We start from the raw sequence: 21,450 nt of genomic DNA, 5'->3' as shown, positions 1-21,450 counted from the left end.
AGCCTTAGCCATTTTGATTTTCCTCGTTTACGTCGACACCAGTTTAGAGAAAAACAACCCTGAAAAACTTTCTTTATCGACATTCGCCTAAAAAACTAGACACCTAATACTTGAAAAGCAGACTATAATAGCCTGCTTCTTTAAAATCTTGTAGAAATTCTACTAAGCTGTATATCTGGAGCTCTTATCGAGATTTGAACTCGAGACCTCTCCCTTACCAAGGGAGTGCTCTACCACTGAGCTATAAGAGCGATCTCTTCGATGGAGCGGGAGACGAGGATCGAACTCGCGACATGCAGCTTGGAAGGCTGCCACTCTACCAACTGAGTTACTCCCGCGCGTTGGTACTTTACCACTTCAATCGAAGTTATATGGTGGTGGGAGAAGGATTCGAACCTTCGAAACTTTCGTAGCAGAGTTACAGTCTGCCCCCTTTGACCGCTCGGGAATCCCACCAAATCACACTTGCACAGTGCAGCTCGTTTACTTTAAACTCAAAACCTTAAGATGGTGCCGGCACACGGATTCGAACTGTGGACCTACTGATTACAAGTCAGTTGCTCTACCAACTGAGCTATGCCGGCGCTTCTTAGTGTTTCGTACGTTTCGTATCGGAACGGTGTGCAGTTTAGCAAAACTCTGAATCGATGCAAGTGGTTTTTTTAAAAAAACCGCTAAAAACTCATAAAATCAATCCGTTTGACGATAATTCAACCGCTTTGATCACTGCGCGAGCTTTTATTTGGGTTTCATTCCATTCTGATTCAGGATTTGAGTCTGCAACCAACCCTGCTCCCGCTTGCACGTAAACCTTTTTATCACGAATCACACAAGTACGAATCGCAATCGACATGTCCATTTCCCCATGCCAACCTAAATAACCAACAGCACCACCAAATACGCCACGTTTTACAGGCTCAACCTCATCAATGATTTCCATCGCACGAATTTTAGGAGCACCTGAAAGCGTTCCTGCGGGAAATGTTGCCTTAAACACATCTAAAGCATCTACATCATCACGCACTTCACCTTGTACATTTGACACAATATGCATCACATGTGAATAACGCTCGATTACCATGCGATCAGTGACTTGGACTTTTCCAATCTTTGAAACACGCCCAACATCATTACGACCCAGATCAATCAACATCAAATGTTCAGCAATCTCTTTTTCGTCTGCTAATAAATCTTGCTCGAGTGCCAAATCTTCTTCTTTAGTCTTACCACGTGGTCGTGTACCAGCCAAAGGACGCACCGTTGCGATCCCATCCTCTAAACGAGATAGGATTTCAGGTGATGAACCCACAATATGAAAAGGCTTGTCATCAACAAGCGTTCGTCCTTGCACTAAAAACAGATATGGTGATGGATTGAGATGACGCAAAGCACGATAAACCTGTAATGCCTCACCATCAAAATCAGACACCATTCGCTGCCCTGGCACCACCTGCATGACATCACCAGCACGAATGTACTCTTTCACCGTTTCCACCGTTTCAAGAAACTTTTCTTTCCCCGTGATCGACTCAAAGTGCGGAACTGTATGCGGTTTTGCCTGCAAACTCACAGGTGTTGCAAGCAGTTGTTCTAATTGATCCAATTTTTGTTGTGCTTGCGCATAAGCATCATGTTGATTTGCATCAGCATGATGGATTAAAAATAAAGTATCTTTTAAATTATCAAATACGATCACTGTTTTTGACAGCATTAACCATAAATCTGGCAATGTCACAGGATCGTCTGCAGGGACATTTTTTAATTTTGGCTCGATATAGCGTACAGCGTCGTAACCCAGATAACCCACTAAACCACCTGTAAAGCTCGGTAGTTCAGGCAATTCTTTTTTACTTGGTACTTTAAATTGATGCTGAAAGTCGCGAATATATTGAAATGGGTCGGTACAATTTTGTTGGGTAACGGTACCATCAGTTTGCTGAACGGTAAGCACACCTGCATTACATGAGAAAACCGTAGATTCACCCAAACCGATCATTGAGTATCTCGCCCAATTTTCACCACCTTCAACAGACTCGAAAAGATAGGCATGTTTATGTGTTTTAAATCGAGCAAAAACGGAAAGTGGGGTTTCAGTATCGGCTAAACGTTGGCGGTAAACGGGAATGGTGTTATAGCCGGCTGATTTTAACTGTTCAAATTGTACTAAGGTAGTCATGGATATTCTCTATGGTTTTAATTTCTGTGCGTTTTTTCTTTAGTGCTCTTTCAAGCCCGCCATCGAAAAACCATAACTACTTTCATGCCTGTCTCCTGATCTGATCTTCTTCAACGAGTTCCACCAAACGATCCACCACCTGTTGCGGTTGGCAATCGTAAATATTCTCCCCATGATTATAGCCATAGCTGACCACAATACAATCTATACCTGCACGTCGTGCAGCTTCAACATCATTACTTGAATCACCAATCATTAGTGTTTGTGCGGCAGCAACATTTTGGCTCTGCATACAGTGCAATAATGGCAAGGGATGAGGTTTACGCTCAGGCAAGGTATCACCACCAACCACCATCTTAAAATAAGATGAAAGTGATAAAATATCCAAAATACCTCTCGCCAACTGCTCTGGTTTATTGGTCACACATGCCATGATAATCCCATGCGCTTGACAATAATCCAAGAAAGGTAAAACACCTTCATATACCTGAGTATTGACACATAACTCTTGTGCATAGACATCAACGAATGTGTTTAACAAGAGCGCATGTTGCTGAGGGCTTGCATCCTCAAATAAATATTCAAGGACTGTTTCACAAAGTTTTGCGGCGCCCTTTCCAACCCATGCTCGTATCTGATCTTCAGTAACTACAGGAAAGTGCAATTTTTCCAAACTCATATTCATTGCACGATATAAGTCAGCAGCAGAATCTACAAGTGTTCCATCCAAATCAAACAAGATAAGATCACGACATTGTAACTGTGCAATGGACATTAAATTTCCACCTATAAAATGAAAAAGGCATCCCTCAACTAAACCCTAACACCACTTTACTAAAATGTTAGAGCAACTCGAAGCATGCCTTGATTGTAAAAGTTTAGTCTAATTATTTAAAGAACAACCAAGCGATCACCGCCAAAATGATCAACACAATCAGAGAAATCATACCCACTGAAGCATTTTTTTGTTGCTCTTTTTCCTGCGCAACTCGCGACACAGGCTCTGGCATAGGCACTGATTTTGGTTCAGCAGAAACCTCAACTTTCACCCCTTCAGGGATCGGTGCAGGCTTAGGAATACCCACTTGCTGAGGCATACCATCGCGACTAATTGGCGTTTCAACAGCTCTTTCTGCAATACTTGGCATACCTTGATCTTGCGTGACGGTTTTTACTGGTTCCACTTCGATTTCTGGTAATTCAGTTTCTGGGGCAAGAACGCTAAATACAAAACTTGCAAATTGCAAAATATCACCATCATGCAATTTAGTATCTTGAGTGATACGCACATCATTCACAAAGGTACCATTTGATGAGTTCAGATCTTGCACCCACAATTGTTGTTCCTTAAGCAACAAAGCAGCATGGCGACGTGAAATATCGGCAGATTGCAATAAAATATCAGCCTCTTGATGACGCCCTACCAACATATCACGTTCAATCGTGAGTTCTTTCCCCGTAAATTCACCTGTAATGGCTTGTAGTTTCCAAGTCATAAACATCAACCCTTATCCTGATTTATTGATTATCGGCTCTTGCAATCATAACATTGTGACAGAAGTGCTTGTGTGCTTCTACTGTGAAGATGCAGGATGCAAGGTGGTCGTGGTCACCGTATTCTTACTTCTTTCAACCGCTTTCTTTTGCAAAGGTGGCTGTGCTGTCGCCACTGGCGTAGTCACCGCAGAGGTCTTTTGCTGCGTCGCTGTTGGCACTTTTTGATATGGTGAATTATTTATCCCCTGTTGAGTGTAAATATCCGAGACATTTTGAGGCAGCTTGGCAAAATTTCCGTTTTTATCCATCGAAAGTTGCAAGCTATATAATTGATTATAGCGTTGCTGTGAAATACGACGGATATCATCTGAATCCCCAACAATGGTTGGATGAATAAACACCAAAAGATTACGCTTATCATTACTGCGTGTATCAGCACGGAATAACCGTCCTAAATAGGGAATATCACCCAACACCGGGATACTCTGACGAGTTAGATTAGTATCATCAGAAATCAAACCACCCAAAATTACAGTTTGCCCATGATCAGCTAGTACAGAGGTCTTAATCGCCCGTTTACTGGTCACCAAATCCGTTGCCTGCCCTCGATTAGGCTGAACATTCGAAACCTCTTGCTCAACCTCAAGACGAATCGATCCCCCTTCACCAATATGTGGGACAACTTTCAGCGTAATCCCCACATCCTTTCGCTCAACCGTCGTATACGGGTTCACAGTACTATTACCCTGAGTTGCAACAGATCCTGTAACAAATGGAACATTTTGCCCCACCACGATATAAGCTTCTTCATTGTCCATTGTGACGATGGATGGGGTCGATAAAAAATTGGATTTCGTATTCGCTTTCAGCGCTTGTATCAACGCACCGTATGCCCTACGGGGGTTTTCAAAATTTCCTAAACCTATTGAAGCACCATCTCCAAAAGCCCCTGCTGCACCTACCGCACCACCAGTTAGATAACCAGCGGCAATTTTGGACAGTCCAGAACCAAGATTTGAAAAATTAACCAGCCCGACACCACTATTTAGATCACCCAATACCCATTGCACACCAAGTTGCTCAGCATCACCCCCTACAACCTCGATAATCGCAGCTTCTATCAACACTTGCTGACGACGTGTATCCAGTTGTTGTATTGCCGATTCAATCTCGCGCATTAATTGTGGATCTGCTTTCACGACCAAGGCATTCTGCGTACCATCAGCAATAATACTCACGCCTCCTCCGTTAAAGCTGGTCACATCATTTTGACGATTGTTAAAACCACTATTTAGGCTAATCGCTGAATTTCCCGATGCGTTATTGGATGAACTGCTATTTTGATTATTCGAAATCAGATTACTAACAGCATTTGAACTACTATTATTAGATGTCGATGAGGATGAAACTGACTGACCTGTCACCAAACCTTGTAAAATTTCAGCTAAATTTTTTGCACTTGCATATTTCAAACGAAATACTTTTAATCCGCCCAAACGATCTGCTGACGGCACATCGACCATTTCGATAATTTGACGCAACCGCTTGCGTGAATCTGGATCACCTTTAATTAAAATACGATTGGTGCGATTATCCGCAACAATACGTACTCGAGACCCCATCAAATCTTTAGATGATCCCGTTCCACTCATTGTCTCAAGCAAAGCAATCACTTCCTCTGCCTGACTCGACTGCAACGTAATCGCCTCAATATCATTCTGCCCTGTTCCATCCAAGTTTCGGACAATATTCTCAAGCTGATAGATATTTGCTGCTCGATCAGAAACAATAAGTGCATTGGTTCCCGCTACTGCCGCCAGATGCGCAAACTGTGGCATCAATGGGCGCAAAGCAGGTACGAGATCATTTGGATTGGTATTTTGTAGCCAAATAACACGCGTTACGATTTGATCCCCACCCGCACGATTTCGCCCATCATAAGGAATACCTGCATTTTTCACATTACTATCAGGCACCAAGCGAATCGTATTTCCTGAAGGCAATGCCACCACACCATTCACACTTAATACACCTAAGAAGAGATCGTAAACCTCATCTTTGTTGAGTGGTTTGTTCGAAATGACCGTCACATTACCGCGCACTCGCGGATCAACTGCAAAGTTCTTACCCGTAATATCAGCAACCTCATTAATAAAAGCTGCTAAATCTGCATCACGTAGATTGATCTTCCATGTCTGTGCTTGTACATGGGTACTGATTGTCGCAACTAACGGTGCTGCGGCAAGTAATGCCCAAAGTGGACGCTGATGATTCAAAAAAGCCATAACCTGCACTTATTCCTAACTATTGTGATGATGTGTGATCACTAAAAACTCTGTTGAATGGTCATCACTTGATCACCACGTTTTATTTCTATTTTGGCATGCCCTTGACGACGCACTTGCTCTAGTAATTGTACTTCGCTTAGTCCCTGCCCAACGGTTTGGCCATTGATCGATAGAACTCGATCCCCCGCACGCAAACCCAATGTATTTTTAAGACCAACGGGTGTTTGATCTGTGATTTCATAGCCATCTGCACCACCACTCACTCCCATATTCTTCAAATATTGCTCACGGTTATCCTGCATTTGTTGAATTGCCTGCCCCAATGCAGACTGAGGAGAGTTTTGAACAGGCTCTGGCATATGTGCAGGCGGCGGCTGATTATTGCGATTAACCGGCTCTATTGGTTGATATAAACCTTTCTCCAACCCTTTAAAGGTCACTTCTCGTGTTGCGCCATTGCCTTGTTTCAACACCACGCGATCCCAATACACTTCAACCAGTTGATATGACGTTGAACCTAAGGTTTCACCTACACGATAACGCTCAGCACTATCATTTAATTTGATCACTGCAGAGGACAATGAGTTGGAAGAACCGAGCAATACCCCTTGTAATTCCAAATTAACATTATCCTGCACTGTACTCGCAGCGGGCTCATTAAATAAAGCGAATGAACTGATATTCGGAACTTGTGCTTGTTGTGAACCCAACTCAACCCGATCAAATTGCATCGCTTGAGGAGGAGCAACTACCAACCAAAAAAACGAAGCGAGCTTCCAACACAGCCATAATAACAAGATTGCCAAAATCAACGGACTGAGCTTATCGAGCTTTTGCCAATCTAACTGTTGTATTTTTTGTATTAATGCGTCCATCACATTCCACCTTGTAACAATGGCTGGCGTGAGCTAATCACATAAGTGTCTAGTCCTGCTTTACCCTGATAAGAAGGAACGTTTAACAGCATTCGCTGTGTCAGTTGCACATCAAGCATAAGATTGGCATCTAAACTTATGTTTGCCATTTTTTGACTGCGTTGATCGCGTACATCCAGTTGCAATTGTCCATTGGCATCTTTTAACTCGGCAATTAAAGATGGCATAGTCATACGCTCTTGACGCTGACCAAAAGTATAAGTCAATTCGCCACCACCCCAGTTCAGTTGCCCTTCAGTGGCACTAAAACCTTTTTCATTGTGATAATGAAGTTGTACATCCTTGAGTTGAATTGCATTCTCAGGCCATTGCCAATTGGCAAAATAACGCAAAGTCTCAGGTGCCACTTGACCTTGTAACCCCTTAACAATAATTTTTTTCCCCAAGCCATAAGCAAAGACACCATTAAATTGTGTGTTGCCACTATGGATATCGAGATCAGCCCCAAAACGTAATAGCAACAAATCTAAAGGTCGTGTCTTCCAATGCACAGAGCCTCGTAACTGCCCACGTTGCCAGTCCGCTTGTCCCTGCCAGATGTTGCCACTAACATTATGTAGTAATTGATTATCTTTAGAAAATTTCGCAATAAGCCATGTTGCTGGAATCTGTAAAATAATAAAAATTAAAAATGCAAAAATGGCGAATAGCCACCATCTCCATTGTTTGGTATTTTTCTTCATTCCACCCTTACCAACATCGCTAACATCATCCATTTAAAATACTTGCTCTGAATGACATTATGCATAATTTTTCAACATCGCCAATTCTCTCATATAAAAAAACCAAGCTTTTAAGCTTGGTTTTTTACAAAGGATAAAGTCATGGTATGACAAAACGATGACTTTAAAACTCACTTAGATTAAGAAATCTTCAAGTTTTGCGCCTTTTTCTAATTCAGCAACCAACCAACGCGGTTGTTTACCACGACCAGTCCAAGTTTCTTCAGTATTATTTTTATTGCGGTAGCGTGGTTCTACAGCTTTACGCGTAGTCTTTTTACGCTTTTGCTCACCTACAGCCAATAACTCTTCAACGCTTAAACCAATACCATCAGCAATTGCTATGATTTGATTATATGCATCTTCAATTGCTTGGTCTTTTTTACTTTCAATTAAAGCTTCAGCTTCTGCTTGCAAACGCTTTAAATCTTCAACTGATAAATCACTAATATCTGGTTTCATCCGAACCACTCCAACTCAATAAGAAAATATTTCACGCAAAAATAAAAAAAATGAATTCTAAATTCAGCTCAATATTAATTTATATGCATTTAATTAATCAATATAAGAATAGCTGAATTAATCACACTATAACAAAAAAAATGCTTTTTATTTACAAGAAAACTTAAAATGAAAACTCAAAATAAAATATATATTAATCTATTTTTAATTTAGCTCAGTTCAAAACAGTGCATAGCACTGATATTTCGACTTCACAAAAAAATCACACCCGATAATTTTATGGCTCACTTTGATTTACTTATTATTGAAAAACTCCATTTACAAACCTTAATCCATCACGCCTACGTAAGATGTGTTACAGAGAAATAGCAAATGAAGTTTTTCTATAAAATCACAATATCAGACATAATTGTCTTTACGATGATTAGTTTCAAATTAAATCATGCTCTACAGTCTTTTCTAACTGAATGATCCTTTGCTTAATATGGTCTGGGATATTTATTTTTTTTGCATTCACTTTATCAACACACACCATTACAGCGTCGCCTGTTGCAACAATTTGTTGTTGTTGCTCACTCCACAATACATATTGCATTCTAAATGCACTGTTTCGGATCTCCTCAATACGCGCACCAACATGCAACACATCTGGATAAAATACAGGGCTTAAATACTTACATTGACTCGATGCAACTACGGTCAATATATCTTGCTCAAATATATTTAATGCCATCAAATAGGCAATACGAGCACTTTCTATATAGCGATAATATTGCACATTATTTACATGACCAAATGCATCCATATCTCCCCAAGCAACACTTTGTTTATGTATAACAGGGTAGACAGACAACTCATTCATATTTTCACTCACAGCTTAAAGTTCAGAAAATTAACATCATTTTCAAATATTAAATTCAACTGTTTGATTAAATCCAAATTATCCCCTAGGACTGACTTAATCCTTAAATAACTCATTAATATATTATCAGGATATAAACTTAATAACTGCTCAGCTTCCTGTTGACGGTCTGTCGCCACATAAATATGCCATTTAGCAAAACTTAACATCGGCACACCCGCATAACGTTGCTCGAACAGCAAAATACGTTGCTCTACATCAGCATAATCTGGAATTTGCTTCAGGAGTTGCTGTTGAAACCAGAGATAAAATACTTCCGGATCAAAATGCTCTTGTAATAAATGCAAAGCCAATTGCTCATGTTGTATGCTCATCTCAGGCATTCGAGCCAATAATTTAAGCCACAACACCTTACTCGTATATGGGCGAGTTTGTATTTCATTCTGCAAGGCTAAATAACGCTGCTGCAATGCCGCTAAATCATCCACGGATGCCTGATCAAACTTAATCAGCAATTGCTGCAACCATAGATCTCGATGGTCAGCATCAAGCAAACCATATTGCGTTGCTTGCAGAAACAACCACGGACGTTGTAATGCCAATTTACCCCATAAAGCCGTGATACGCTGTTGATAAGCCGTTTCGATTTGAAGTAACCAAGGAGATAATTGATGTTGAGTCAAAAACTCTAAATGCGTGAGTGCTTTTTCTTCTTGTTGTTGCGCTAAAAAAATATCTATACGTTGCAATTCAGCCAATTCAAACGCGACCGGCGCCGATTGCTCCAAGTGCTGCAAAGCTGCGTCATAATTCCCATTTTTATAATCAAATTGGGCGGCAACAATGTGGTTTAACAAGCCTGATTGGGTATACACTCGTTCAATAAAAACCTGTTGATCTTTAGCCGCATCCAACAACCAAACAACACCTAATTGCTCATAAGGATGCAAATCCTTAAAATGGAGGGCTATTTCTTTTTTACGTTGTTCACGTACAAAATAGCGTTTACCCAATAACCAAAATGATTGTGCCAACAAACTGATAATAATAAATAATGCAATTAAGCCCCAAACACTGCTTTGTAATTGCCAATCACGCCAATAGAGATAAGCATAACCATGCCCATAGCCATAACTCAAAACCGCAAAAATTGCGAATAAGAATAAGCTAATCAACACATAACGAAGCAACAAATGTTTCATTGCGCTTACCCCACTAACCCGAGTGTAATCAGTTTCGGCGTTGCAACTGTTGGTAAATGCAAAATCTTATCAAGACGTTGATTCATTTGTTGGCTATTCTGATCTGGTAGTTCAGCCAGCAATTGCATCACTTCTTGAATTGATTTTCTGTATTCAGCCTGCTGACCACGATGTAACGCATCTGACGCAAGTAACATCCGTAATTGCGCCTCTTTCAAAGTAAGATTACGATGCACTAAGTCAGGTGGATTGCGCTGCACTTTTTCCAAATTAAACCAATGCCACCATATTGAAGATTCGCCTTTTGTAGCTTTCAACTGAGGATTTTGTATTTCTTTTTGAATCCGCTGATCCAATTCTTGCAATAAACCTTCAAGTTGTTGTTGTTGCTGTGTTTGAGTCAAAACGAATTGTTGAATTGACTGCTTATCTTGTTCAATCGCTTTGAGCAAACTGTGTTGTAGTGCAGGCGCCAGACTCGATTGAAGCACTTGCTGTTGAACTTGAGTCAAATGCTCTAAAGCATAAATAAATTGTTGTTGATCTAGCGCGAACTGAACCAGTTGCAGTTGTTGTTGGATCAAAATCACGGGTGCTACACCAGTAATGACCATTGGAGACATATTTAAACCAGAAGGTGTTTCTGGGCTACTACTTTGCAACTGACGCTGTAATGCGACTAACTGATCATTCAATAAAGCATAACGTTGTTCAGTTTGCGAAAGTTGCTGTTGCAGTTGAGGAATCGTCTGAGCATTTTGAGCCATATCATAACTGAGCTTAACCAACCACACTAAGCCAAGTAATAATATTAAATAGACAATTTTTCTCATACCGCCCCCCGCCAATCGCTCATGCGTTGAATAATCTCCGATGCAGATAAATTTTCAAGCTGAATAATGTTAATTGTATTGCCTAAACTATGTTGCGCTTGATTTAAAATAGCAGTTAAACGCTCACCTAACACCAAATACACCCATTTCTGCTTACAAGGATTTTGTGCACAAAGTTGAAGCCAATTTTTCCAGCTCGCCTCACTACTAATCAGCACCGCGACTGGTTGATCAGGTTCCATTTTTTCTAATAAACGAGGGAATTCAAACACACTTTGTTGAGGGCATTGTCGATGGTAAAGCACAAAGTTCGCAATTTTGACGCCTTGCTGTTGTAATTGCTGCATCATAAATTGACGCCCACCTAATCCTCGCCAAAAAGCAATTTTCTGCAAATCGTTCTGTTGCTTTAAAAGAGGAAGATCCAACATGCCTTCTGAGCTTTCCACCTCAGGTACATCACTTTGAATACCAAACTGAGCCAACGCTTTGGCTGTTGCCTGACCTACCGCAATCCAACGAATATGTGCGAGCTGATGCAAATTCAACCCAGACTTGACCAAATACTTCATTCCGATATCAACCGCTGTTGGGCTGACAACAACAATCACCTGTACCTGATCTAATTGCTGATATAGTTGCTGTAACTCCTCAGAAAGAGGCACAGCAATTAGCTCTAATAAGGGTAAGTGTTCTACTTGATAACCCGCATCCTGCATCGCTTGAGTCAAGCGATCTGCACGATCTTGCGGGCGAGTATTAATAAATCGCATTAATAGAGGGCTTTCAATAATTCACCTGCACCTTGATCCAATAAATCTTGTGCAAGTTGCTCACCCAACTGTTCAGCTTGATCCGTTGAACCAATCAATTGTTTTTTAAGTAACGTCTTTCCATCAACGCTCCCAACACGGCCTTCAATCTGTAATTGATGATTGACTATAGTGGCGTAACCTGCGATTGGCACCTGGCACCCCCCTTCCAAATAAGCATTTAGGGCACGTTCCGCACGCACACAAATCGAGGTTTCTTCATGTTGTAAGGGCTGAATCAATGCCAAAAGCTTTTCATCATCTGCACGACATTCCAAACCTAATGCCCCTTGCCCCACCGCAGGCAAGCTTAGGACAGGAGCCAAACAATGACGAATCCGATCAGCCAAACCTAAACGCTTTAAACCTGCGCTGGCGAGGATAATCGCATCATATAAACCATCGTCTAACTTTGACAATCGTGTGCCTACATTGCCGCGCAAATCAATAATTTCTAAGTCTGGACGCTGCTGCAAAATCTGACATTTTCGACGTAAACTCGAAGTTCCAACTTTCGCACCCTGTGGCAAATCCTCAAATCGCGCATACTGATTCGACACAAAGGCATCTAAAGGATCTTCACGCTCACAAATAACGGCTAAAGTTAAACCATCAGGTAAATGCATCGGCACATCTTTCATAGAATGCACAGCCAGATCAGCACGACCATCTAATAACGCGGCTTCCAGTTCTTTCACAAATAAGCCTTTACCACCAATTTTGGCTAATGGCGTATCGAGGATTTTGTCACCTTGCGTGACAAACTTAACCAACTCAACAGTTAAATCTGGATAGAGCGTATTTAAACGAGAACGAATATGCTCCGCTTGCCAAAGTGCAAGAGGACTTTGTCGAGTCGCAATTTTTAGAGTTTTCATAAATCTACGTCAAGCATTGATTAAAGCAATTGCTCCCAACTTAACTTGATCATCTAAAATTGCAAGTAAAAAATCACAAACAATCTTTCAGCTCAGGTAAAACAACCTCTATAGCTGGTGCATACATTCTCTTAAACTCGGTAGATGTCGACGACTCACCGACAAACGCTCATCCAACTCACGTAGACGGACTTGATATTGCCCCGCAGCCACCAACTCTAAACCTTCTAAATAATCTAGAGAGACTAACGCATTACGATGAATACGAATAAAACGATCTGAAAACTCATTTTCCAGATCTTTTAATGTTTCATCAATCAACACACTGCCATTCTTGTGGCGAACGGTCACATATTTCTGATCCGCTAGAAAATAATATACATTCTCTAATGGAATTAACTCGACGCCGCGATACGTTTTAGCAGCAATTTGGTGACGCTGGGTTTTGGAATCGTCCATATCTTCTAATTGTAAACCCGTCATTTGTGCTTGGGTTAGTTGAGTTAAATGGTGAAATACTTGTTGTAAATCTTCTTGTGCGACAGGTTTTAGTAAATAGCCCTGTGCTTGAAATTTAAATGCTTCCAATGCATGCTGATCGTAAGCCGTGCAGAAAATAACAGCAGGTCGTGGATCTAAATGGCGCAATTGTTCTGCACACTCTAAACCATTCATGCCTGGCATTTGAATATCTAACAAAACCACATCAGGTGAAGTTTGTTCTATCTGGCTTAACACATCTTGTCCATGATGTGCGGTTGCCACAACGTCGTGTCCCATTTGAGTTACCAAACGTGATAAGCGCTCTACTGCAAGTGGTTCATCATCAGCAATGAGGACTTTCATCCATTTCTCCTTGTCACTGTTAACTTCATCCATATTTTTTATGGTTAACTCGACTTATTATTTTACTCGGTAGTGGTAATTCACCACAGTGGTATATAACGATGTGCCGCCATACACTTGAAATTTTACAGTTTGACCGTAATACGCTTTCAAACGTTGTTCAACATTTTCGATCGCAATACCATTTCCTTTCCGCGGTTTTATTGTATCGCGAGAATAAGGGTTAGTAATGACTATACTGACTTGATTTTGCAATATTTCAACCAATACCGTAATGGTTGACTGCTGCAATACCCTTTCTACCCCATGAAAAATACTATTCTCCAGCAGGGGTTGCAATGTTAATAAGGGAATCGTAACGCGTTTTAGCTCAATCGGTGTGGCTTGAATATTCCATTCGACTTTTAAACGATCACCCAAACGTATTTTTTCAATGCTGAGATATTGCTGACATAAATCTATTTCTTCGGCCAGACTGACCAATTTAAGCTCTTGGAAACTTGCTCGAAACAACCGCGACAAACTGATCAGCATATTTTCAGCCTTGTCAGGATCAATACTAATTAGACTCACCACGCTATTTAAACTATTAAATAAAAAATGGGGGTGAATACGTGCTTGCATCGCCTGAATTCGAGCATTCAATTCACTATATTGCTGATTCAACCATTGTTCGCGCATATATAAATAACGTAAACAAAATGCACCAAGCAAGACACCATAACTCAAATGCAATCCCACACCATGGAATAAGATCTGTTCATTAAAGCCACCTGAGCGTACTGTCCAATACTGAATCACATTTACTGCACAGGTGGTTGAAAAAACAATCAGCTGCAACAGAATAAAACCCAAAGTTAAAGCGGTTTTCTGACTAAATTTAGAAAAAAAAGCTTGGAAGTAATCCACCAATGCAGCAAAAGACAAAATCACCCAATTAATGAAAAACATATATTGCAAGACACGAATGCCCTGCAATGCCTGCCACGACTGCGCTTCGGCCAAAGCCAACACCATCGCCAGAACATTACTTGCAACAATTAATTCTAATAAGTATTGCCATTGCCCAATTTTCGTAAAAAAATAGGAGCCTGATGGATTCAATGAACGTGATTGCGATAACTTCTTCGCACGAGTTTCGGCAACTGCGTTTGGATTTGCTATACTCTTTTTTATTTTACTGAGCCGCCATGACCACATCTTCTCAATCCTCATCTTCAGCAAGCCCTCATCAAACCTCTGGCATGTGGGGCGGTCGCTTCTCAGAAGCAACAGATGCTTTTGTTGCAGAATTTACCGCATCTGTGCAATTTGACCAACGTTTTTATAAGCAAGATATTGCAGGTTCAATCGCACATGCAACCATGCTTGCTAAAGTGGGTGTTCTCACTGAAGCTGAACGTGATGACATTATTCAAGGTTTAACCACAATTCAAGCAGAAATTGAAGCAGGCGAGTTTGAATGGCGTATTGATTTAGAAGATGTGCATATGAACATTGAGTCTCGCTTGACTCAACGTATCGGCATTACAGGGAAAAAACTACATACTGGCCGCAGCCGTAATGACCAAGTTGCAACTGATATTCGCTTATATTTGCGTGATGAAATTGATGATATTTTGACAATTTTACAGCGTCTACAACAAGGCATTTTGCAACTTGCAAGCAAGAATACCAACACGATCATGCCTGGTTTTACCCATCTTCAGACGGCTCAACCCGTGACTTTTGGTCATCATTTGCTAGCTTGGTTTGAAATGCTAATCCGCGACACAGAGCGCCTACAAGACTGCCGCAAGCGTGTTAATCGCATGCCGCTGGGGTCAGCTGCATTAGCTGGAACAACTTACCCAATTGATCGTGCGTATACAGCAGAGTTACTTGGATTTGAGTCTGTTTCAGAAAACTCGCTAGATGCCGTTTCAGATCGTGATTTTGCGATTGAATTTAATGCTGCTGCCTCTTTGATCATGATGCATCTATCTCGTATGTCTGAAGAACTGATTTTATGGACATCGGCACAATTTAAATTCGTTAACATTCCTGATCGCTTCTGTACAGGCTCATCCATCATGCCACAGAAGAAAAATCCAGATGTTCCTGAACTGATTCGTGGCAAGTCAGGTCGTGTATTTGGCGATCTTATTAGCCTATTGACGCTGATGAAGGGTCAACCTTTGGCATATAACAAAGACAACCAAGAAGACAAAGAACCTTTGTTTGATGCGATTGATACAGTTCGTGGTTCATTGATGGCATTTGCAGATATGATTCCTGCACTTGTTCCAAATATCGAGATTATGCGTGAAGCTGCACTCCGTGGTTTCTCAACAGCGACAGACCTTGCTGATTACTTAGTTAAAAAAGGTGTTGCTTTCCGTGACGCACATGAAATTGTAGGTAAAGCAGTCGCTTTAGGTGTTGCGGAAGAAAAAGACTTATCAGAATTGACCTTAGAGCAACTTCAACAATTCTCGGATTTAATTGGCGCTGACGTATTCGATCAAGCATTGACCCTAGAAGCCTCTGTCAATGCACGTGATCATATTGGTGGTACCTCACCGAGACAGGTTGAAGCAGCAATTACTCGTGCCCATACTCGCTTAGAACAGCTTTACGCATAAGGACATCATAATGACTCGACAAGTATTTTGCCGTAAATATCAAAAAGAGCTTGAAGGTCTAGATTTCGCACCATTTCCTGGTGCGAAAGGGCAAGAGTTCTTTGAAAATGTTTCCAAACAAGCTTGGCAAGAATGGTTACAGCACCAAACTACATTGATTAATGAAAAGCGCTTAAATGTGTTTGAACCTGAAGCTAAAAAGTTTCTTGAAGAACAACGTGAGAAATTCTTTAACAATGATGAAAGCGTAGAAAAAGCTGAAGGCTGGAAGCCTGAAGAAAACTAAAGCAACGCTTTGGTTTTCTGCAAGACAAGGACGAAGTCCGCGTAGGCCACAATCAAAAAGAATCTATTGCGCAAGACGGAGAGCTATGCTCGGAGTGCAAGGATAAGCAAACTTAAAACATCGTTTTAAGGCTCTGCCCTTGCGCAAGACGAGAAGCTATGCTTCGAGTTAAACAAGAAAGCAACGCTTTGGTTTTCTGCAAGACACGAAGAAGACACCTGTAAGCAACTGAAAAAGAGAGCAAATTCGCTCTCTTTTTTACGTGATATTTACATTAGCAATAAAGTCTTACAGAGCATACACACTTGTCTACATGACACAACTCCGGATCACCCTTATAGTTAATTCAGAAGGATAAAGAGACCCTTAGAGATCTCACCGAAGTATGATATTTCTCTCCCAGACTTTCCCCCGAAGTCTGGGATTTTTTTATGTATCATTTAGCTCACTAAGAAATATTCCCAGATTACGAATCCAATCGCAAAGCCAAGAAAAGCATAGAGCGTAATAATTAAAAAAACAAAACTTGCTGAGTTATTCTTTTTTAAAAAGCGCATCGCGGTCACACCTTCAAATGAGATTAATCCCATTTTGAATGACCCATCAGTTAAAATATAGACACAGAATTTTTCAAAAAACTATAACAGAAATGCCTCTAAGGTCAGGTAGAGGCATCCTACAAAACTGGTAAACAATAGAGTTCAGGCAGATCAAATAAAATTATTTTTGATTAACTTTTTGTTCTATTTCTTCGATACTGGTATGACGAACATCGGTCCCTTTTGCCATATAAATCACTTGTTCAGAAATATTACGTGCATGATCACCAATACGCTCCAAAGAACGTAATACCCACATTACATTCATCACACGTGAAATATGACGTGGATCTTCAATCATATAAGTCATCAATGTCCGTGTTGCTGACTGATATTCACGATCAATATCAACATCTGCCATCACAACTTTCAAAGCTTGATCTACATCCAAACGCGCAAAGGCATCCAAGGCATCATGGATCATGACACGTACTTGATTTCCAATATGACGTGTTTCCATATAACCACGTGGAGACTCACCCTCTTCACATAGGTTTTGAGCAATACGTGCGATTTTTGCAGCCTCATCCCCAATACGCTCCAAGTCAGTATTGGCCTTACTCATTGCAATGACCATACGCAAATCAATCGCAGCTGGGTGACGACGTGCCAAAATCAAGGTTAGACCTTCATCAATATCACGCTCAAGCTGATTGACAGTATTGTCTTTAAACTGAACGTCAATCGCGAGATTGGCATCTGTATCTAATAAAGAATGGATGGCATTGGCTACCTGTTGCTCTACCAAGCCCCCCATGCTCATAAATTTGGTATGTACATCTTGTAAGTCTTCATTAAATTGTGAAGAAATATGATGACTTAACACAGGATTACTTGGACTCACAGAATGCCTCCATTAGACACATGGAAAATGATGCATGATTAAAACATAACAATGATGAAGTTTTTATGACAGTCATCTTATTTCCGATTAACCAACTCGGATATTTCAAACATAACATAGAAGTTAGAAAAATTGTGCAATTCTGATCGTTCCAGCCAACAGACACGATCAGAATCATGCTAAGCTAAATGCTGCTTGACGGAGCGCAGTTAATTAACTGCTGAGATCATAATAATCACATGATTTAAATATGAGTACCGTTGAACCTGATCAGGTTAACACCTGCGTAGGAATCAAGCCCAGCAAAAACCTAGCTCAGTTTTATCCAAGTTTTGAAGGATAAATCCGCCATTGTTTTTGGTCGTGCTTGATTCGTTAATGCCATAACATAAGGATCATGCCATGAACCAATTAACGAATCTTTCTCCAGCTGATATCTCTGCTCAACATGAGCAAGATGCTAAAGATTTAACTCGTATTTTACCTGCATCCAAAAAAATTTATGTCCAAGGTTCTCGCCCAGACATTCAAGTTCCATTTCGTGAAATCAGCTTAACAGAAACACCCACTGGCTTAGGCGGTGAATACAATCCCCCAATCATGGTATATGACACATCTGGGGTCTATACTGATCCAAATGTACAAATTGATTTAAACAAAGGTTTACCTTCGATTCGCCAAAAATGGATTGAAGAACGTAACGATACTGATGTTTTAACGGGTCTGAGCTCTGAGTTTGGTCAAGCACGTTTAAAAGATATTCGTACTGCTGAAATTCGTTTCGCTCACATCCAAAATCCACGTCGTGCACAAGCAGGTAAAAATGTCACGCAAATGCATTATGCCAAACAAGGCATTATTACGCCTGAAATGGAATATATTGCAATTCGTGAAAACCAACGCCAACGTGAAGATGTTGATATGCGTCAACATCCAGGCCAAAACTTTGGGGCACAAAATTTAAGAGAAATTACCCCTGAATTTGTACGCCAAGAAGTTGCAGCAGGACGCGCCATTATTCCGGCCAACATTAATCATCCAGAATGTGAACCCATGATTATTGGTCGCAATTTTTTGGTAAAGATTAATGCCAATATTGGCAATTCAGCACTCGGTTCATCGATTGATGAAGAAGTTGCAAAAATGACATGGGCAACCCGTTGGGGCGCCGACACGATTATGGATTTATCAACAGGTAAGAATATCCATGAAACGCGTGAATGGATTATCCGTAACTCACCTGTTCCAATTGGAACTGTTCCAATTTATCAAGCCCTAGAAAAGGTCGATGGCGTTGCCGAAGATTTGACGTGGGAAATCTTTAAAGACACTTTGATTGAACAAGCCGAGCAAGGCGTCGATTATTTCACTATCCATGCAGGTGTATTACTTCGTTATGTTCCAATGACGGCCAATCGCTTAACAGGAATCGTCTCTCGTGGCGGCTCAATTATGGCGCAATGGTGTTTGGCTCACCATGAAGAAAACTTCTTATACACGCATTTTGATGAAATTTGTGAAATCATGAAAGCATATGATGTGTCATTCAGCTTAGGTGATGGTTTACGTCCAGGCTGTATTCAGGATGCCAATGACGAAGCACAATTTAGTGAACTGAAAACCTTAGGAGAGCTCACCCACCGCGCTTGGGAACATGACGTACAAGTGATGATCGAAGGGCCAGGGCATGTGCCAATGCATATGATCAAAGAAAATATGGATCTACAACTTGAAGTCTGCAAAGAAGCGCCGTTCTATACGCTTGGACCGCTGACCACAGATATTGCTCCAGGTTATGATCACATTACTTCTGCAATTGGTGCAGCAATGATTGGCTGGTATGGTACAGCGATGTTGTGCTATGTGACACCGAAAGAGCACTTGGGCTTACCGAATAAAAAAGATGTTAAAGATGGAATTATTACTTATAAAATTGCAGCACATGCAGCAGACTTAGCCAAAGGTCATCCAGGTGCGCAAGTCCGTGATAATGCCCTCTCTAAAGCACGTTTTGAATTCCGTTGGGATGATCAGTTCAATCTTAGCCTAGATCCTGATACTGCACGCAGTATGCATGATGAAACACTACCAAAAGAGGCACACAAATCAGCACACTTCTGCTCAATGTGTGGCCCTAAGTTCTGCTCGATGAAAATCACGCAAAATGTGCGAGATTATGCGCAAAATCAACGCAATGCCAAACAATCAAATGATGCCGACACAGAAGTTGAAGCAGGTCTCAATGCGATGAAAACCGCTTATCAGGAACATGGTCAAAAATTGTACCACAAAGTGTAAATCAACTAAAAAAAGATTTGCCTGCGAAACATTCTCGGTTAGGATGAGATATGTACAATCTCATCCTGATTGAAGATGAATATTCTTGACCACGCCAGCTATTCAGCCTCCGACGTTACGATAGAATCTCGAACGTTTTTATATCGAGGATTCATTCAAGTAGAGAAAGTGAGCCTCAAACATCGATTATTTCATCGATTAGAGTATTCACCTGTCATTCAACGAGAATTAATTCATCGACCTGAAGCTGCTGGCGTTTTACTATACAATGACGCACAACAACGCTTCGCTCTGATCGAGCAATTTCGAATTGGTGCGATCAACGATACGGTATCTGCATGGCAACTTGAAGTCATAGCAGGCGTACTTGATGGCGATGAATCTCCGGAATGCTGTATTCGTCGAGAAGCATTAGAAGAATCTGGATGTGACATCACAACATTAAAACATTTATTTAGCTTCTACCCGTCTGCGGGAGCTTGCTCTGAACTTTTTCATTTATATGTAGCAGAAGTTGAATTACCTAAGGATGGGGGTGTTTTTGGGGTAGCGGATGAAGGTGAAAACATTCAACTTCATTTATTTGATTACTCCCAATTAAACATACTATTAAATAACGGGCGGTTGAGAAATGCACCTGTAATCATGGCATTACAATGGCTTGCTCAACATATACAACAACGATAACAAGTCTGAGGGGCTAAACACGGTGACCTACCAAGTCTCAACCTCATCACAACAAGATTTTGTGATGATACAGATTACTGATACACATTTATTGGAGTATCCGCATTTAGAGTTCGTTGGTATGCAACCCGAACAAAGCTTTCATGCAGTAATTGACTTGATGCGTCAACAACATCCTCAAATCGATCTGATCGTGCATACAGGTGATTTGGCACAAACACCAACACCTGTAACATACAATCGCTATATCCAGCATATGCAAAGTTTGGAAATTCCTTTTTTCCACACACCAGGCAATCATGATGACGTCGCACATTTTCCTTTTCACGAAGTGGATCAAACACAACTTACCGTGATCGAACTTGGGAAATGGGTCATTATTTTATTAAATAGCGCACAACCCCAGCGTATTGATGGAAGAATAACCGAATCACAGCTAAAGCAACTTCACACATTATTATCAAGACTACATGATCGTTATGTGATTCTTGCCTGTCATCACCATCCATTTGCTATGCAATCTGCATGGATCGATCAACATAAACTAAAAAATGCCTCTGATTTATTGGAAACCGTTAAACCCTTTTCCAATATCAAAG

21 protein-coding genes, 4 tRNA genes and 1 riboswitch are annotated in these 21,450 nt (G+C 40.8%); of the genes, 5 read left to right on the top strand and 20 right to left on the bottom strand.

The window, feature by feature from the left end; translation table 11 throughout:
• Positions 1–176 precede the first annotated feature (176 nt).
• The 18 genes from HMPREF0023_RS12425 to HMPREF0023_RS12340 all read right to left on the bottom strand — a co-directional run bounded on the left by HMPREF0023_RS12425 (position 177) and on the right by HMPREF0023_RS12340 (position 14,713).
• Positions 177–251 (bottom strand) — tRNA-Thr (locus HMPREF0023_RS12425).
• A gap of 11 nt (positions 252–262) precedes the next feature.
• Positions 263–338: transfer RNA gene (locus tag HMPREF0023_RS12420), tRNA-Gly, on the bottom strand.
• A gap of 34 nt (positions 339–372) precedes the next feature.
• Positions 373–456 (bottom strand) — tRNA-Tyr (locus tag HMPREF0023_RS12415).
• Positions 457–508: 52 nt separating this feature from the next.
• Positions 509–584, bottom strand: a tRNA-Thr gene (locus HMPREF0023_RS12410).
• 98 nt (positions 585–682) lie between these two features.
• Complete coding sequence (gene trpE, locus HMPREF0023_RS12405; protein ID WP_008942270.1) at positions 683–2,176, bottom strand: anthranilate synthase component I; 1,494 nt, start codon at positions 2,174–2,176, stop codon at positions 683–685.
• A gap of 82 nt (positions 2,177–2,258) precedes the next feature.
• Positions 2,259–2,951 carry a phosphoglycolate phosphatase gene (locus tag HMPREF0023_RS12400; protein WP_008942269.1) on the bottom strand — a complete coding sequence of 231 codons (693 nt, stop codon included), beginning with the start codon at positions 2,949–2,951 and terminating at the stop codon, positions 2,259–2,261.
• 112 nt (positions 2,952–3,063) lie between these two features.
• On the bottom strand, positions 3,064–3,672 hold the full coding sequence (locus tag HMPREF0023_RS12395) for an FHA domain-containing protein (protein WP_026056327.1): 609 nt from the start codon (positions 3,670–3,672) through the stop codon (positions 3,064–3,066).
• A 78-nt stretch (positions 3,673–3,750) separates the two neighbouring features.
• Positions 3,751–5,958, bottom strand: a complete 2,208-nt coding sequence (gene gspD / locus HMPREF0023_RS12390) for a type II secretion system secretin GspD (RefSeq protein ID WP_008942267.1) — start codon at positions 5,956–5,958, stop codon at positions 3,751–3,753.
• Between the two features lie 41 nt (positions 5,959–5,999).
• Positions 6,000–6,836 (bottom strand): type II secretion system protein N, encoded by an 837-nt coding sequence (locus HMPREF0023_RS12385; protein ID WP_004637629.1) that lies wholly within the window; start codon positions 6,834–6,836, stop codon positions 6,000–6,002.
• Positions 6,836–7,579, bottom strand: a complete 744-nt coding sequence (gspN, locus tag HMPREF0023_RS12380; protein ID WP_026056326.1) for a type II secretion system protein N — start codon at positions 7,577–7,579, stop codon at positions 6,836–6,838. The genes HMPREF0023_RS12385 and gspN overlap by 1 nt, the downstream gene beginning before the upstream one ends.
• 174 nt (positions 7,580–7,753) lie before the next feature.
• Positions 7,754–8,080 (bottom strand): H-NS family nucleoid-associated regulatory protein, encoded by a 327-nt coding sequence (locus HMPREF0023_RS12375; RefSeq protein WP_004637627.1) that lies wholly within the window; start codon positions 8,078–8,080, stop codon positions 7,754–7,756.
• Positions 8,081–8,510: 430 nt separating this feature from the next.
• Complete coding sequence (locus HMPREF0023_RS12370; RefSeq protein WP_005083921.1) at positions 8,511–8,942, bottom strand: acyl-CoA thioesterase; 432 nt, start codon at positions 8,940–8,942, stop codon at positions 8,511–8,513.
• 8 nt (positions 8,943–8,950) lie between these two features.
• Entirely contained in the window at positions 8,951–10,144 is a 1,194-nt protein-coding gene (locus tag HMPREF0023_RS12365) for a hypothetical protein (RefSeq protein ID WP_008942265.1), read from the bottom strand.
• Positions 10,145–10,149: 5 nt separating this feature from the next.
• Complete coding sequence (locus HMPREF0023_RS12360) at positions 10,150–10,977, bottom strand: hypothetical protein (RefSeq protein ID WP_008942264.1); 828 nt, start codon at positions 10,975–10,977, stop codon at positions 10,150–10,152.
• On the bottom strand, positions 10,974–11,750 hold the full coding sequence (locus HMPREF0023_RS12355; RefSeq protein ID WP_008942263.1) for a uroporphyrinogen-III synthase: 777 nt from the start codon (positions 11,748–11,750) through the stop codon (positions 10,974–10,976). The genes HMPREF0023_RS12360 and HMPREF0023_RS12355 overlap by 4 nt, the downstream gene beginning before the upstream one ends.
• The gene (gene hemC / locus HMPREF0023_RS12350; RefSeq protein WP_008942262.1) at positions 11,750–12,667 is read right to left on the bottom strand and encodes a hydroxymethylbilane synthase; all 918 of its coding nucleotides are present in this window, start codon (positions 12,665–12,667) and stop codon (positions 11,750–11,752) included. The genes HMPREF0023_RS12355 and hemC overlap by 1 nt, the downstream gene beginning before the upstream one ends.
• 108 nt (positions 12,668–12,775) lie before the next feature.
• Positions 12,776–13,513: a LytR/AlgR family response regulator transcription factor gene (locus tag HMPREF0023_RS12345; protein ID WP_017396675.1), complete on the bottom strand. Its 738-nt coding sequence runs from the start codon at positions 13,511–13,513 to the stop codon at positions 12,776–12,778.
• Between the two features lie 57 nt (positions 13,514–13,570).
• Complete coding sequence (locus HMPREF0023_RS12340; RefSeq protein ID WP_017395051.1) at positions 13,571–14,713, bottom strand: sensor histidine kinase; 1,143 nt, start codon at positions 14,711–14,713, stop codon at positions 13,571–13,573.
• On the opposite strand from HMPREF0023_RS12340, the gene argH reads away from it, so the two are divergent.
• Complete coding sequence (gene argH / locus HMPREF0023_RS12335; protein WP_004637617.1) at positions 14,704–16,137, top strand: argininosuccinate lyase; 1,434 nt, start codon at positions 14,704–14,706, stop codon at positions 16,135–16,137. The genes HMPREF0023_RS12340 and argH overlap by 10 nt on opposite strands.
• Positions 16,138–16,147: 10 nt before the next feature.
• Positions 16,148–16,423, top strand: coding sequence for an oxidative damage protection protein (locus tag HMPREF0023_RS12330; protein WP_005083932.1), 276 nt, complete (start codon positions 16,148–16,150; stop codon positions 16,421–16,423).
• Between the two features lie 440 nt (positions 16,424–16,863).
• On the opposite strand, the gene HMPREF0023_RS16570 is transcribed toward HMPREF0023_RS12330, so the two are convergent.
• Both HMPREF0023_RS16570 and phoU read right to left on the bottom strand, forming a co-directional pair.
• The gene (locus HMPREF0023_RS16570; RefSeq protein ID WP_100222740.1) at positions 16,864–16,980 is read right to left on the bottom strand and encodes a hypothetical protein; all 117 of its coding nucleotides are present in this window, start codon (positions 16,978–16,980) and stop codon (positions 16,864–16,866) included.
• 163 nt (positions 16,981–17,143) lie between these two features.
• Entirely contained in the window at positions 17,144–17,866 is a 723-nt protein-coding gene (phoU, locus tag HMPREF0023_RS12325; protein ID WP_004637615.1) for a phosphate signaling complex protein PhoU, read from the bottom strand.
• A gap of 189 nt (positions 17,867–18,055) precedes the next feature.
• Positions 18,056–18,176, top strand: a riboswitch (TPP riboswitch).
• 92 nt (positions 18,177–18,268) lie between these two features.
• On the opposite strand from phoU, the gene thiC reads away from it, so the two are divergent.
• The 3 genes from thiC to HMPREF0023_RS12310 form a co-directional block, all read left to right on the top strand.
• Positions 18,269–20,164: a phosphomethylpyrimidine synthase ThiC gene (gene thiC / locus HMPREF0023_RS12320; RefSeq protein ID WP_008942260.1), complete on the top strand. Its 1,896-nt coding sequence runs from the start codon at positions 18,269–18,271 to the stop codon at positions 20,162–20,164.
• 75 nt (positions 20,165–20,239) lie between these two features.
• Complete coding sequence (locus tag HMPREF0023_RS12315) at positions 20,240–20,851, top strand: NUDIX domain-containing protein (RefSeq protein WP_004637613.1); 612 nt, start codon at positions 20,240–20,242, stop codon at positions 20,849–20,851.
• A gap of 22 nt (positions 20,852–20,873) precedes the next feature.
• Positions 20,874–21,450: metallophosphoesterase (locus HMPREF0023_RS12310; protein WP_034437552.1), on the top strand; the 577-nt coding region annotated here is incomplete at its 3' end.

Source organism: Acinetobacter sp. ATCC 27244 (genome assembly GCF_000156555.1).
GTDB lineage: Bacteria > Pseudomonadota > Gammaproteobacteria > Pseudomonadales > Moraxellaceae > Acinetobacter > Acinetobacter haemolyticus.
The sequence above is the reverse complement of the archived record's forward strand: the minus strand, read 5'-3'. Positions and strand labels throughout refer to the sequence as shown.